At 63.0% G+C, this 13,333-nt stretch carries 15 protein-coding genes and 1 pseudogene; 7 read left to right on the top strand and 9 right to left on the bottom strand.

The features are described 5' to 3' along the window. Positions 1-18 precede the first annotated feature (18 nt). Complete coding sequence (locus WS70_RS10290) at positions 19-336, top strand: hypothetical protein (protein WP_159082882.1); 318 nt, start codon at positions 19-21, stop codon at positions 334-336. A gap of 143 nt (positions 337-479) precedes the next feature. After that, complete coding sequence (locus WS70_RS31480) at positions 480-1,067, top strand: HIRAN domain-containing protein (protein ID WP_203235978.1); 588 nt, start codon at positions 480-482, stop codon at positions 1,065-1,067. A 27-nt stretch (positions 1,068-1,094) separates the two neighbouring features. Here WS70_RS31480 and WS70_RS10280 read toward each other — a convergent pair whose 3' ends face one another. Both WS70_RS10280 and WS70_RS32825 read right to left on the bottom strand, forming a co-directional pair. Continuing rightward, the gene (locus WS70_RS10280; protein WP_156438171.1) at positions 1,095-1,844 is read right to left on the bottom strand and encodes a site-specific integrase; all 750 of its coding nucleotides are present in this window, start codon (positions 1,842-1,844) and stop codon (positions 1,095-1,097) included. Continuing rightward, positions 1,844-2,488, bottom strand: coding sequence for a hypothetical protein (locus WS70_RS32825; protein ID WP_059597968.1), 645 nt, complete (start codon positions 2,486-2,488; stop codon positions 1,844-1,846). Before WS70_RS32825 ends, WS70_RS10280 begins: the two co-directional genes overlap by 1 nt. 1,095 nt (positions 2,489-3,583) lie before the next feature. Between WS70_RS32825 and WS70_RS31470 the strand changes: the two genes are divergently transcribed. Next, a complete protein-coding gene (locus tag WS70_RS31470; RefSeq protein ID WP_156438175.1) occupies positions 3,584-4,057 on the top strand; it encodes a hypothetical protein in 474 nt (157 codons plus the stop codon). Positions 4,058-4,443: 386 nt separating this feature from the next. Here WS70_RS31470 and WS70_RS10260 read toward each other — a convergent pair whose 3' ends face one another. Continuing rightward, the gene (locus tag WS70_RS10260; RefSeq protein ID WP_059597967.1) at positions 4,444-4,851 is read right to left on the bottom strand and encodes a hypothetical protein; all 408 of its coding nucleotides are present in this window, start codon (positions 4,849-4,851) and stop codon (positions 4,444-4,446) included. Between the two features lies 1 nt (position 4,852). Further along, entirely contained in the window at positions 4,853-5,008 is a 156-nt protein-coding gene (locus WS70_RS10255; RefSeq protein WP_162498948.1) for a hypothetical protein, read from the bottom strand. 107 nt (positions 5,009-5,115) lie between these two features. Between WS70_RS10255 and WS70_RS10250 the strand changes: the two genes are divergently transcribed. Then, a complete protein-coding gene (locus WS70_RS10250) occupies positions 5,116-6,438 on the top strand; it encodes an IS5 family transposase (RefSeq protein ID WP_059474209.1) in 1,323 nt (440 codons plus the stop codon). A gap of 94 nt (positions 6,439-6,532) precedes the next feature. Here WS70_RS10250 and WS70_RS32820 read toward each other — a convergent pair whose 3' ends face one another. Next, a complete protein-coding gene (locus tag WS70_RS32820; RefSeq protein ID WP_082722488.1) occupies positions 6,533-6,868 on the bottom strand; it encodes a zinc-finger-containing protein in 336 nt (111 codons plus the stop codon). On the opposite strand from WS70_RS32820, the pseudogene WS70_RS10240 reads away from it, so the two are divergent. Further along, a pseudogene (locus WS70_RS10240) lies at positions 6,822-7,376 on the top strand (group II intron maturase-specific domain-containing protein); the annotation flags it as partial. The gene WS70_RS32820 and the pseudogene WS70_RS10240 sit on opposite strands and share 47 nt — an antisense overlap. Before the next feature lie 175 nt (positions 7,377-7,551). Here WS70_RS10240 and WS70_RS10235 read toward each other — a convergent pair. Together WS70_RS10235 and WS70_RS10230 are read right to left on the bottom strand one after the other, a co-directional pair. Then, positions 7,552-7,974 carry a YidB family protein gene (locus tag WS70_RS10235; RefSeq protein ID WP_059469727.1) on the bottom strand — a complete coding sequence of 141 codons (423 nt, stop codon included), beginning with the start codon at positions 7,972-7,974 and terminating at the stop codon, positions 7,552-7,554. A gap of 80 nt (positions 7,975-8,054) precedes the next feature. After that, a complete protein-coding gene (locus tag WS70_RS10230) occupies positions 8,055-8,636 on the bottom strand; it encodes a ComEA family DNA-binding protein (protein ID WP_059598639.1) in 582 nt (193 codons plus the stop codon). Positions 8,637-9,079: 443 nt separating this feature from the next. Here WS70_RS10230 and WS70_RS10220 point away from each other — a divergent pair, with 443 nt between their 5' ends. Beyond that, complete coding sequence (locus tag WS70_RS10220; protein ID WP_059469729.1) at positions 9,080-9,565, top strand: MerR family transcriptional regulator; 486 nt, start codon at positions 9,080-9,082, stop codon at positions 9,563-9,565. Continuing rightward, positions 9,514-9,924, top strand: a complete 411-nt coding sequence (locus WS70_RS10215) for a carboxymuconolactone decarboxylase family protein (RefSeq protein ID WP_059469730.1) — start codon at positions 9,514-9,516, stop codon at positions 9,922-9,924. Before WS70_RS10220 ends, WS70_RS10215 begins: the two co-directional genes overlap by 52 nt. A 209-nt stretch (positions 9,925-10,133) precedes the next feature. Here WS70_RS10215 and WS70_RS10210 read toward each other — a convergent pair whose 3' ends face one another. Both WS70_RS10210 and WS70_RS10205 read right to left on the bottom strand, forming a co-directional pair. After that, a complete protein-coding gene (locus WS70_RS10210) occupies positions 10,134-11,489 on the bottom strand; it encodes an MATE family efflux transporter (protein ID WP_059598640.1) in 1,356 nt (451 codons plus the stop codon). Between the two features lie 3 nt (positions 11,490-11,492). Then, positions 11,493-13,241: an ArnT family glycosyltransferase gene (locus tag WS70_RS10205; protein ID WP_059469732.1), complete on the bottom strand. Its 1,749-nt coding sequence runs from the start codon at positions 13,239-13,241 to the stop codon at positions 11,493-11,495. Positions 13,242-13,333 lie beyond the last annotated feature (92 nt).

Here is a 13,333-nt window from a genome sequence, read left to right as displayed (position 1 = left end):
GAGGCTAAGTGCGACAACATGCTGACTACGAAAGACATGGGCTGCCACATCAGCACGTTTGTGGGGAAAGCAAGGTCGGGACTGTATCCACACAGCGGAGCCGGTGGCGTCAAGTCACTGCTGACGATTGAAGCGTTTTCATTTCTTTGTAAGTTGTGGCCTCATGCGGCACGAGCTTGGCTGAATCGGCTCGGTGCTGTTGGTGCCGCTCAAGTCCAGGATATTGTTGCAACGTTTCCCGACGAGATACTGTCGCCCGTTCGTCGTAAGTTCTTGGTAGAGTTTTTGATGTTGAACCAAGAGCGCTTGCTTGCGCTCGAACCTGGCAAACAGTGATGGAAACACTATTCGTTGCGTGGCAACAAGCATCCTCACGGGAATGGATTCCGGTAGCCCGCGTCGACCGTGACGAGAGTGGGTACCGTTTCGTGTATACGAAGGGTGCTCAGCGAGCAGAGGGCTTTCGACCGTTCGGGCGGATGGATGATTTGTCCGCCATCTACCACTCCGAACAACTGTTCCCGCTGTTTTCTAACCGACTGCTTACCCGCTCGCGTCCGGAGTTTTCTAGTTACTTCCAGTGGACCGGTTTACCGAGTACTTCGGTCGATGATCCACTACGTATCCTCGCCGTCACGGGTGGCCTCCGTGGCACGGATCGGATCGAGCTTTTTCCACTTCCTCACAAGAGCGAAGATGGTCGACTGAAGATCGATTTTTTTGCTCGCGGTATGAGGCACTTCGCTGAACCTAACATCGAAGCGGCCGACAAGCTTGTACCCGGTGCCCGACTGTACGTTATGCATGACTTGCAGAACGAACACGATCGCTTCGCACTATGTTTGCGGACAGATGATCCGTCGTATCTCGTCGGATATTGCCCTAAGTACTATACGAGCGACATTTGCAGGCTTCTAGCCAAGGACCCTGCGAGTGTGAAAATCAATGTGAAGCAGGTAAATTTACGTGCCCCGCTCACGATGCGCCTTCTTTGTTCGTTGGATGCTGCGTGGCCGAATGACTTCGTTCCGTTCGCTCAGAACGCAGATATTGAGGCACTCGCGTAGGATTCACCTTTACGCGGGGGCCGTGCCTTATTCGGTGGCGCTGGCGGTTTTTACCTTCCGCCTATCGTAGTGTCGATGCGTCGCGCTCGGGTTCGAGTGCGCCGCGAAATCGTATGCATCGGCATCGCGATTCGTGAGCTTCGTCGTGATGGCGGCCGGGCGAATGTCCTGCAGCGAAAAGTAATCGGGGTGCTTCGTCAACATCGTTTCCATTCCGCCCTTGACTGGCCGGTTGATACGGTTCGCGATGCGCTGCGCGGCCTCGCGCATCTTCTTCACCTCCTGCTCCTTCGCAATCTCCGGGTCGCGTGCGCCGATGAATGCGTACATCGCGTCCTGCCACACTGACGCCCAGCCGCTCTTCGAGTACATCTGGCCTTTCCGGTTCGGAAACAGGAACAAGCTTTCCGTCTGGCGATCGCGCTTTGCCCGCTCGACGACGGCGCGCAACCGCGGCGACCAGTGGCGCAGCTTTACCGTCTGCGCCTCGCCTTTCTTCCGCTTTGCGGCGATCACCTTCACACCTTCGTCGGTCAAGCCGCCCATATGGTACGGACGAACCTCGGCAGCGCGGAAGCCGGTGAGGTAGCAGAACATCGCGGCGACGCCCATCGTGCGATACGCCTGATCCTGCCGCAGTGACCAGACGTAGAAGCGCAACACCTGGTGCCGCTCGATTGCGCGAACGTCCTTCTCGGCCTTGTTCTGCATCATGCCGACGAACGGATTCGCTTTGATGAGCCCCCAGCGGATCCAGTAATTGCACATCGTCGACATCAGCGCCATGTCCTTGTTCGCGCCGATCGGCGCGCCGGCCTTCGCGCGCGCGTCGAGGAACTGATAGCGGGGGAGCTTGCACCGGCGATGTAGCCATCGCGATAGGCGAGTGCTTCGGAGATCGGTGTGTTCGCGTTCGCCCACTGACCGGCGGCAAGGTGCGCGCGTTCATTCAGGTCGTCAGACCTTTCCGCACCTGTCTCATTGGCAGAGGTGGCGCGGCCCTTCAGTTCGGCGATGGCGTCGAGGATCGGCGCCGCACCGCCGTCGTCCGGATCGAGGCCGAGTGCTTCGTTGATGAGCCCGAGATCGTGGCAGGCTGCATGGAACATGCGCGTCATGCTCGCCAGTTCGGCAATGACTGTTGGCGCTGCTGCGGGCTGCTCGACAGGGGATGCAGCGAGGGCCGGCACGATTGCGCGGTCGATCAGGTCGTCGATGTTCCGTGATTCGCAGTAGTCGAAGGTGCGAAGGATGCGGCCCTCCGGCGCGCGAACTCCCTCATCGGAATCCAGCTTGCCGAAGTACTCGGAAATTGCTTCGCCGAGCGCTTGCCGCTGGTCGTCCGTCAGCGCATCAGCGCGGCTGTTTCTCGCGCCGTCATCCGACGCGAGCACAAACGAGCCTTCAGTATCTCGTTTCATGCCTGTCGTGGCCCACGAATACCGTTGTGAAACGGGCGCATCAGCGCGGCTATTAGATTGGGTCATGGTGGTGTCCTCTGTGGGTCCGTCGCCGCACATGCAGTCGATGAGGGCGTCGTCCTCTTCGTGCTCGGGAAATGCAAGCGGGATTTGCTTCGCGTAGAACTCGGCCTCGCGCAGCAGTTCGGAATAGCGTGGGCGGTCGTTTCGAAATGTGGCGCCTGACGGGCGTGATTCTTCGCTGATCCACCAGGTAGCCAGCTCGGGCCGTGTAACGAACGCGCACGATCTTGTGCGGCGCTTTCAGGAAGCATCCGTCGCAATTCCCGAAGTCGCCTTCCGGATCGAGCGCGAGGTCGAACGGCTGAGCACGCCAGAAGGCGAGAACGTCAGCCTTGCGGACGTTGGCGCGTGCGAGTGGAAGATTCGGCTCCCCGCCGCTGTTGTCTCGGCCAGGTGATGTAAGATGAGTGACGCGCCGTGGTTCGTCTGCACGAATGCCCATCACGTTTTGCCATTCGCCGTATCCCCGTGACTGCATGAACGCCCGACCGGCCTTTACCTTCAGATTCGCAGTGCAGGTGCGCATGACCGGATTCGGGAGGATGCCGAGCGCCTCATTGAGGCGCGAGAACGGTTCGCCGTTGCGGCTTGCGGTTTCGAAGTCGACGATCCGGATGTGACAACGCGAACGCGAGTCCTCTTCGAAGCCGTCCCATTCGATCCAGGTGATTGGCATTTTGATAGCGGCCGGGCACGCTATGCATAGCGATTCACCTACGCGCGTGAAGGTGCGCTTTGAGCTAAAGAGAGATCACTTGACGATGAAGATGCATATCACTGCAACGATGTATATGTTTGATGACAAATTCGCAATCCACTACGAGAACATGAGGGGCAAAAGCACTCGAAAGTCATTGTAAGGTGGTGCGTACTTATAAATGGGGGTGATTTAAATAATAATTAAATTAAAGGATAATTGACGAAGGCGAAATAAATCTCGATATGATGATGGGTATGGAAAATTTCCGATTGCGTATTCGAAGGTTTTTAATATACTGGATTTGTCTCTTAGACATAGAGAGGGGTTGAAAAATGACAAGTCCGATTAATGCTCTCACGACTCAAGCAGGAAGCACTCCGGGACCACAGTACCAGCCGCCATGGGATTTCATTTCTGTTGACACAAACACCGGCGTGGGCGGTCAATATATCTATCTCGGTTATCAATGCGGTGATAGCAATCCGGTCACGTCACTGAATTTCGTTGCGTACGACCAAGCTCAATCCAATCCACCGTCGGGTTGGAATTGGAGCCCGCAAGATCTGAATGCGGGTGCGGGCGGGAAATACATCTACATGACATGGAAGAACGGAGAGGCGGGCAAAAAGCCTATCACCGCAATCATGCTGCTTGTGATTGATAGTTCTTCTCCGCCTGCGATTGAAGGTTATACCGCAATCCATCAGGACTTGAATCAAGGTGCAGGTGGTCCTTATATTTGGCCGTATTATAGTACGATCGTGCCAATGCAATTAAAAAATGAATCGGTGACCCGCAAGGGATGAGCGATTAATTTTTTATTGTGCGGCAGGCTTGCGCTTGCCGCCTTCAATCTGAATTTCGTGGCAGATCGTGAAATGCAACACTGCAATGCGGTCGAGACACGCAGCTTGTCGGATCACTAATTTTCTATGCGCCGAATTATATCTGGGGAGTGCTCTTACAAATGACCTGATAGTGGCGCTTCCGATAAACCTCAATGGCGGGTACTCGGCTCGCATATGGCAGCGGGGTAGCATGAAAGCGCTGTGCGGCGGCTGCAGGCCAAGGTGCGCGATGTGACGGCGCCCACCCGTCACCCGAGCACCCGCCATTGAGGTGTGAAGGCGCGATGTAGATCACCGCGGCGCGATCGCGCGTCGCGGTATGCACTTCCTTGGCTTGATTGGCGTCAGTCGGACGAATCGACGACTTCGCTGAAGCCGCACTTCGTGCACGTGTAGCGGTGCAGGCAGTTGCCAACGGTTTCGCTCTTCATTTCGTGTTCGCAACCAAACCGGAATACCTGTACCGTGCCGACGCGGTAGTCGCCGAGCAGCGCGAAGCCGACCCGGTCATGCATGAAGAACAGCCGCGCATTGCCGATCGTCGTGCGCAGCCAGCCAGTCGCGATTGGCGTGCAGAAGAACTTCGACTTCGCGAACACTTCCCACGTGATCTCGGTCCAGCCGTTCGGTAGCGTGTCGCATCCGTATCCGTATTTCGGATGCGGCTCGCAGCCGATCTTGCCGTCCCAGTAGATGCCTTCGATCTGAGCGCGGAACGCGGCGTCAGCGCCGCCTATCTTGTCGAGCAGCATGTCAGGTCTCCGTCGTCTTCGGCAGCGTCGCGTCCAGATGACGGATGCGCGCGACGATCGTGTCGGGGATGCGCATCGCGTGACTGCCGTGCAACGCGGCGAACGTGGGCCGCAGCTGGTTGCGGTCGTCTTCCAGTAGCTCGTCGAACCTGAACAATCCTGGACGGCTTATACGGAAAGGCGGTGAGGCCGAAACGGTGTTGTTGGATTTGCAGGAAGCAGGCATATTGACGCGTGAATCCTGCAAATCCTGACGAGGTGTGGATGGGTCCGAAGTTGCCGGTGACAGAGGGAGATTTCTTCCGCCAACCGCTGCGCGAGCAGATCAATCTGAAGCATCCGTTGATTCGCCTGGCCGATCTGATCGACTGGGCTCGGTTGAGCACGACGATGAGTGCGAGTTTCGCATCGTCTCGTGGCCGACCGGCAACGTCGCCGCGTTTGATCGCAGGGCTGCTGTACTTGCAGCACGCGTTCGACCTGTCGGATGAAGAGGTCGTCTGGCAATGGCTGGAGAACCCGTACTGGCAAGTGTTCACCGGCGAGACGTACTTGCAGACGAAACCGCCGATCGATCCGTCGAGCCTGACGCGCTGGCGTAAGCGCCTGGGCGAAGCCGGCGTTGAAGAACTGTTGGCTGAGACGATCGAAGCGGCCAAACGCGCAAAGGTCATCAAGACGACGAGCCTGAAGCGGGTGATTGTCGATACGACGGTGATGGAAAAGGCGATTGCGCATCCCACCGATTCGCGCCTGCTCGAACGTTGCCGGGAACATCTGGTGAAGGCCGCCGCCCAGCACGGGCTGAAGCTGCGGCAGAACTACAACCGCGAAGCGCCGCGTCTGGCGGGCCAGATCGGGCGCTATGCGCATGCGAAGCAGTACAAGCGGATGAAGAAGGCGCTGCGCACTTTGCGTTCACGAGTGGGGCGCGTGATGCGTGACGTGGAGCGGCAACTGGAAGGCGTTGTTCAGCAAAGTCGCGCGGAGTTGGAAGACTTGATCAGCCGCACGAAGCGGATTCTCACGCAGAAGCAGAAGGACAAAAACAAGCTGTATGCGCTGCACGCGCCGGAAGTCGAGTGCCTGGCGAAAGGCAAAGCGCGCAAGCCGTACGAATTTGGCGTGAAGGTGTCGATCACCACGACGCACAAGGAAGGTCTGGTAGTCGGAGCTCGTTCAATGCCGGGCAATCCATACGACGGGCACACGTTGGCCGAAGCGTTGGAACAAGCGGCGATCCTGAGCGATGTGCAGCCGGAGATCGCCGTCGTCGACCGCGGCTACAAGGGCGTCGCCGTCGATGGTGTGAAGGTCTATCACCCAGGTTTGCGACGCGGTATCACACGCGGCCTGCGAGCAATGATCCGGCGTCGCAGCGCAATCGAACCGGCCATCGGGCACATGAAGGCCGACGGCAAGCTCGATCGAAATTGGCTCAAGGGTTCGTTGGGCGATGCGATTCATGCGGTGCTGTGCGGCGCTGGCCACAACCTGCGGATGATCCTGCGCAACCTGCGGCTTTTTTACGCCCTGATTCTCGTCGCTTTGCTCAGCTTCCGAGCCGCTGCGCCGTCGGCGGCGTAGCTTCATCTGCGCGACAAAACGAATTGTTCAGGGCCGACTAGCTCGGCGTGCTCAAGGCGCGCGAGCGCGCGCCAGAGCGGATCTTGGGTATCGGTCATTGGTGTTTTTTCTCGCGGATTGCGGCGACCACGCGGTCGCAAGTTTCGATGTCGAACCGATCGATGTGACATTCCTCGTGGTTCTCGATGCCGAGCCGCTGGGCCAGCCAGACGTACGCGGCGATGCGCGTCATCGCGCCGGACTGCCAGATCGGGTTGAATTCAGCCTTCGCGCGCTTCCGTGCCTCGCGGGTCGGCGCGTCGGCGAGCGTGCCGAGCGGAATGTGGGTGAACGGATGCAGCCTGACGTACGCGCGGCACGTGCGGCAGAGGAAGGTCCACGGCCACGTGCGCAGCCGGAAGGCTGGCGAGCGGGTGATGGCACGACTCAAGCGCTGTTATGACAAGCTGCACCTGAAGATCAACGAATCGAAGAGTGCGGTGGCAAGCGTCTTGGGTCGCAAGTTTCTGGGGTACGCCCCATGGGAAACTCGGAAAGGCGAGATTAAACGCATCGTGTCAGACAAGGCGTTGGAGACGTTCAAGCAAAGGATCAGGCAGCTCACCGGCCGATCCGGCGGGCGCAGCATAAGCGAAGTGATCGAGCGGCTGCGCAGCTACATGCTGGGCTGGAAAGCGTACTTCCAATTGGCGCAGACCTATCGCCGCTGGCAACAGCTGGACGAGTGGATGCGCCGGCGGATGCGCGCGCTCCATCTGAAGCATTGGCGGCGCGGCAAGACGATATACCGGGAGCTGCTCAAGCTTGGGGCCAAGCCAAGCGTGGCCCAATCGGTGGCGGCCCTCAGCCGTCGCTCGTGGCACAACAGCATGACCGGGCTGCATCACGTCCTGACGATTGCCTACTTTGATCGCCTGGGCAGGCCTCGCCTCACCTGACCTCAACTACTCGAACCGCCCGGTGCGGACCCGCATGCCGGGTGGTGTGGGAGGGGATCGGCTAGGTCACTGGCCGCCCCTATCCCGATTACCGGCGGCGCGTTTCTGCGGCCGCCGTGGCGGGGGCATCGCGCGGGGCGCCGACGGCGCCGCACGCGATGCCGTGCGCTGCCGCTCAGGCCTGCTTGTTGCCGAACAGGCCCGCCAGCTGCGACAGCGTGCCGAGCACGTTCGACGTGTCGAGCTGGCCGTTCGCCGGCACTTCGCCGTTCGGCGTCGCGCCGTTGACGATGTGCGGCAGCACCTGCGCGAGGATGCCGGACGCCTGCTGCGGATCGACGCCGATCTTCTGCGCGAGCGCGCCGACCGTGTCCGAGCCGAGCACATTCTGCAGCGTCTCCGACGAGATCGGCTGGTTTTCGCCGGTGCCGATCCACGAGCCGATGATTCCGCCCGCGCCGCCCGCGTTGAATTTCTCGATGAGGCCGTTCAGGCCGCCCGGCTGGTTGTTGATGAATTCCAGCGCGGCGCTGACGAGCGCGTTCTGATTGCCGCCTTGGCCGCCGATCAGACCGCCAACGATGTCGAGTAGACCCATGATTCACCTGCTAGGTTGAGGCGGCGCCGCGAACGGCGCCGGTGGAACGAAGACGCCGCGCGCGGCGCGCGGCGCCCGACTTATGCGCCCGATGCAGCGGGCGCGGGCGTCGCCGCCTTGTTCTTCTTGCTCTTCTTCGAGCCCTTCGCCTTTGTCGACGACGCGGCGGCCGGCGCGCTCGCGTCGGTTGCGGCGCTTGCAACTGCCGCGGCTTTTTCCTTCTTCTTCGACGCACGCGTCTTCTTCGCCATCGGCGTGCTCGCCGCCGTCGCCGGCGTGGTGGCGGCAGGCGACGGCGTCATCGTGGCCGGCGTCGGCGCCGGTGCGGCGGTCGTCGTGGTCGCGGCCGGCTTCGCCGTGCTGGTCTTCGCCTTCGCGCCCGCCGGCGGCGTCGACGAGCCGCCGATCGTCAAGCCTGCCGCCTCGAGATTGGCGACCGACTTCGCGCCGAGGCCCTTCACGCGGCTCGCGAGATCGTCGGCGTCCTTGAACGGGCCGTGCTTCGCGCGCTCGTCGATGATCGCCTTCGACTTCACCGGGCCGAGGCCCTTCACCGATTCGAGCGCCGCCTGATCGGCGGTATTGACTTCGACCGCGGCGGCGAACGCTGCGGTCAGCGAAAGCGACAGTGCGACGACCAGCATCAGCAGCTTTTTCAGCATGGCGGGGGCTCCCTTGTGACGAAACGGATGAATGGCTGTCAGAACGGACGCCGGCGCGCGGCGCGGGCCGGGCGTTGCGTTCAAGCATAGGACAAATGCGTGCCCTTTTTAAGACAGCGGGGGCAATGTTGCGCATCGACGGCCACACTGTAAAGGCTGCGGCGGGGCATGCGGGCGGGTTTTTACCATCTTTGACGGAAATCGGGCCGGACGGGGGCAATCGGTAATCACGAACCCTGCCGACCGAGATCCGCGGGTCCCAAATCCCGGATATCGGCTGCAGTTTGCCGGGTCGCCCGGACCTCCGCCCGCTTACTCGTCAACGCCCGTTCTCGCCGGCAGTGCGACCTCCGTCGCCGCGAGGCGATTCGCACTATGCCGCCGCTGGCCATCACGCGCTGCTTGACTTAGAGTGCACTCTAAGTCCTAACCTTGAGAACGTCATGTCGAACGCATCGAAGCAAACGTCCCCGCGCGCGTTGACGATCGGCCAGGTCGCCGCGCTCGTCGGCGTGTCGACGCACACGCTGCGCTACTACGAACAGGCCGGCCTGCTGCGGTCGATCTCGCGCACGCAGTCGGGGCATCGGCTGTACGCGCCCGCCGATCTCGATTGGCTGCGCTTCGTGATGCGCCTGAAGGCGACCGGGATGCCGATCGCCGGGATGCACGCGTTCGCCGAGCTGCGCGCGCTGGGCGACGCGACGATCGGCGAGCGGCGTGCGCTTCTCGCCGCGCATCGCGACAGGGTGCGCGCACAGATCGACACGCTGCAGACGAACCTCGACGCGATCGTCGACAAGATCGCGTATTACGAGCGGGCCGAGCGCGACGCGATTCGACAGGCGAATCAACCTCAACCGGACAAGGACGAACGATGGAACAATGCACCGCAGAAGACCGCTATACGCGAGGCTGGAACAAGCTGAAGGAAATCGACGGCGACGTCGGCGAGCGCGTGGTCGCGGCGCTCGCGCCGATCGCGCCCGACTTCGGGCGGCTGCTTGTCGAGTTCGGTTTCGGCGACATCTACAGCCGGCCGCAGCTCGATCTGAGGTCGCGCGAGATCGCGACGATCGCGTCGCTCGCGACGCTGGGCCACGCGCAGCCGCAGCTGAAGGTGCACATCGAGGCGGCGCTCAATGTCGGCTGCACGCGCGACGAGATCGTCGAGGTGTTCATGCAGATGGCCGTGTACGCGGGCTTCCCGGCCGCGATCAACGCGCTCTTCGCCGCACGCGACGTGTTCGAACAACGTGATGCCGCCGACGCGCGCGCGCATGCGTGACGACCGCTGCGGCGGCCGACGCCGCCGCGCTCACGCGCGATGCGGCGCGACGATGCCGTACTTGGCGATACGCCACTCGGGGGAACTGGCGCGTGGGCGCTGACATGCAGGCTCGACATAGGGGCGAGAGGCCGAGCGCCGGAATGCAGAAGGCAGAATTCGCGCATCGAAAACCGCAAGGGCAGGAAGCGCGCGGCACCCGCCGCCCGTCACCGCCCGCCGCTCAGATCCCGCCGCCCGATGCGTCGCAGATAGAGCGCGAGCCCGCCGCCCGCGAGGATCAGGCTCGCCGTGTTGGCGATCCAGAAGCCGCGCGCGCCCGTGAGCGACGCCGGCACGACGCCGCCGACGTCGAAGCCGAGCAGATAGCCGCCGCCGAGCCCGACGCCCCACAGCGCGATCGCATAGATCGCGGTCGGCACGACGGCGACCTTGTGTGCGCGCAGCACGAACGCGGTCGTGATCTGCAGCGCGTCGAAGAAGTGATAGAACGTCACGATCGCGATGAGCGGCATCGCAGCCGCGGCGACGGCCGGATTCGGCGTGTAGCCCGATACGATCAGCGGCCGCAGCGCGAACACGACGATCCCGTATACGCACGCGGCCGCGCATGCAAGCGCGATCCCGTGTCGGCCGAGCGCGCGCGCTTCGTCGAGCCGCTTCGCGCCGAGCGCGCGCGCGACGAGCGTCGACGACGCGACGCCGATGGAAAGCGGCGTCATGTACAGCACCGCGCCGACGTTGCTCGCGATCTGATGGCCGGCGAGCGTCGTCGTGCCGAACTGCGCGATGAAGAGCGCCATGAACGTGTACGACGTGACCTCGATCAGATATGAGAGCCCCATCGGCACGCCGAGCGTGAGGAGGGCCTTCTGCCGCTGCCAGACGGGCCGCGTGAAGCGCGAGAAGATCGCGAGCGGCTCGAACACGTCGAGTTTCGCGAGCAGCGTGAAGCCGACGGTCGCGAGCGCCCAGTTGACCAGTGTGCTCGCGAGCCCGCAACCGGGGCCGCCGAGCGCGGGCACGCCGAGGCCGCCGAAAATGAACCAGATGTTGAGCGGCACTTTGACGACGAGCGCGCCGAGCTGCAGGATCATCGCGAGCCGCGGCTTGCCTGCCGCGTTCGTCAGCGCGTTGTAGATCCGAAAGAGGAGGCTCGCGGGCAGCCCGAACGACAGAATGCGCAGATAGGCAACCGTGCGCTCGTGCAACTCGGCGGGCGCGTGCGCGATTTGCAGCAGCGGTTGCGGAAAATGCAGCAGCAGGAAGCCGGGGATCGCGAGCAGCGCGGCGAGCCACATCGCCTGGCGCGCTTCCTCGCCGATCTCGGCGTAGCGTCGCGCGCCGTACAGCTGTCCCGCGATCGGCTGCAGGGCGGACAGGATCCCGGTCAGCCCGATGAACACGGAGATGTAGATCGACGTGCCGAGCCCGAGCGCCGCGAGATCGAGCGCGGAGAAGCGGCCGACCATCGCAGTGTCGATCACGCCGAACGCGATGATCGCAAGCTGGCCGACGAGCACCGGCCACGCGAGACCGGCAATCTTGCGGATGTCGCCGAGCATCGGTCAGCGGGCCTTGTGCAGCGGGCGGCGCTTGACGGGCGTTTTCGGGCGTTCGATCCGTTCGTACAGGCGGAAGCGCTCGTCGCGGTCGGCGGCGCGGCGGCCTTCCCACACGAGGCGCCACACGTACTGCGACATCGAGCTCGGCTCGCCGAAGTCCGCGCGGTCCTGGCGCAGGATCACGTCGCAATCCTCGGTGAACGAGAAGTGCATGTCGCCGAAGTACGCGAACGTCGCGATCTGCGCGTCGCCGAGGCGCACGGGCGAGATGCACTCGTAGTCGGACGGCAGGTGCGCGGCGATCTGCTGCGCGACGTCGCGATAGGTCCGGCTGTAGTTGACGATCGGCAGCCACAGCGTCATCAGCAGCACCCACATCAGCGTCGTGCCCGCGCTCGACAGCACGACGCTGCGCCACAGCACCTTCGGCTGCCGCGAGATGCGCCAGCGCACGAGCATCAGCCAGCACGCGGTCGCCGCGACCGCGCAGACGAACGACAGCACCTTGAAGTGCGGCTCGTAGCCCGGCACGAGGCGGCCGAGATTGCGCGCGAGCGGATGCGGGAAGCCCGTCAGCGACGCGAGCCACACGAGCCACACGAACGTGCCGAGGATGGTGAAGCTCAGCACCGCGAACCAGTCGATCGCGTTGATCGCGCCGCGCTTGAGCGTCGGCAGCGCGAACGTCGCGACGACGGCGAGGGGCGGCAGCAGCAGCATGTACATCCGGTTCGTCTGCTGGCTTTGCAGGATCACGAGCGCGACGAGCGGCATGACGACCGACAGCGGAATCGCGATATGCGGCCGGCGGCGCAGGCCCGCCCAGCTCACCCACGCCCAGATCGCGAGCGGCCAAGCGGGCCACGTGAAGAGCGGAAGGTTCTTCGCCGCGTACGCGAGCACCGTCGTCGGCGGGCCGGAGAAGCGCATCAGGCTGCCGTGCAGCCATTGATTGAAGAACCAGCTCGCGTCATCCGGGAAGGCGGCGAGCGCGGCGAACGGCCAGATCGCGAACACCGCGACGGCGAGCGGCAGCCCGATCGCGGGCAACTGCACGCAGCGGATCTCGGGCGTGACGAGATAGAGCGCGAGCGTGCCGACTGCGAGCGCGGCGACGAGCACCGGATTGCCCGACAGCGCGACGAGGCCGAGCGCGATGCCCCACCAGAGCGCGCCTTGCGCGGGCTTGTCGATCGCGCGCACGAGCCCGTAGACCAACATCGCGATCCATGCGAATTGCGCGAGCTGCGGCGTGGTTTCGTGGCCGCGCTCGGCGAGGCCGAAACAGGCGAGCAGGACGAGGAGTGCGCCGTCGGCGAGCGTGCGGCCGTAATCGCGCGGCTCGGGCTCGCCGCCGAACGCATACTTGAACGGCTGGATTTCGGCGCGCCGGCCGAGCAGGTACGCGGCGTACCAGACGAACGTGGACGCGACGCAGAACAACACACCCGAATAGACACGCGACGCGTTGCTCGCGTCGATCCACGGCAGCGCGCGGATCGCAAGGCTGCCGAGCCAGTAGCCGAGCGGCCCGTCGGACGTGACGAATTTGCCGACGAGATTCGGCAGCAGCCAGTCGTGCAGCCCGCCTTGCGCCATCGTCCACATCACGCCGAAGCCCGCCGCGTCCTCGTTCTTCCACGGATCGCGGCCGAACAGCCCGAACGCCGCATAGACGATGCAAAGCGTGAGCAGCAGCCAGCGCGGCAGTGCTCGGGTGGCGGAAGCGGTAAGGCGAACGACAGGCTTCATGCAGATGGGCGGCAGAGGATGGGTGACATGCCCGACGCGGGCGCGGCGGGCCATTTCGAGCATCCGGCATTGTAGACGCGCTGGACGACGCG

The sequence above is a fragment of the Burkholderia mayonis genome (assembly GCF_001523745.2).
In the GTDB taxonomy this organism is placed as follows: Bacteria; Pseudomonadota; Gammaproteobacteria; order Burkholderiales; family Burkholderiaceae; genus Burkholderia; species Burkholderia mayonis.
Note: the sequence above shows the minus strand (reverse complement) of the source record. Positions and strands in the feature narration are given on the sequence as shown.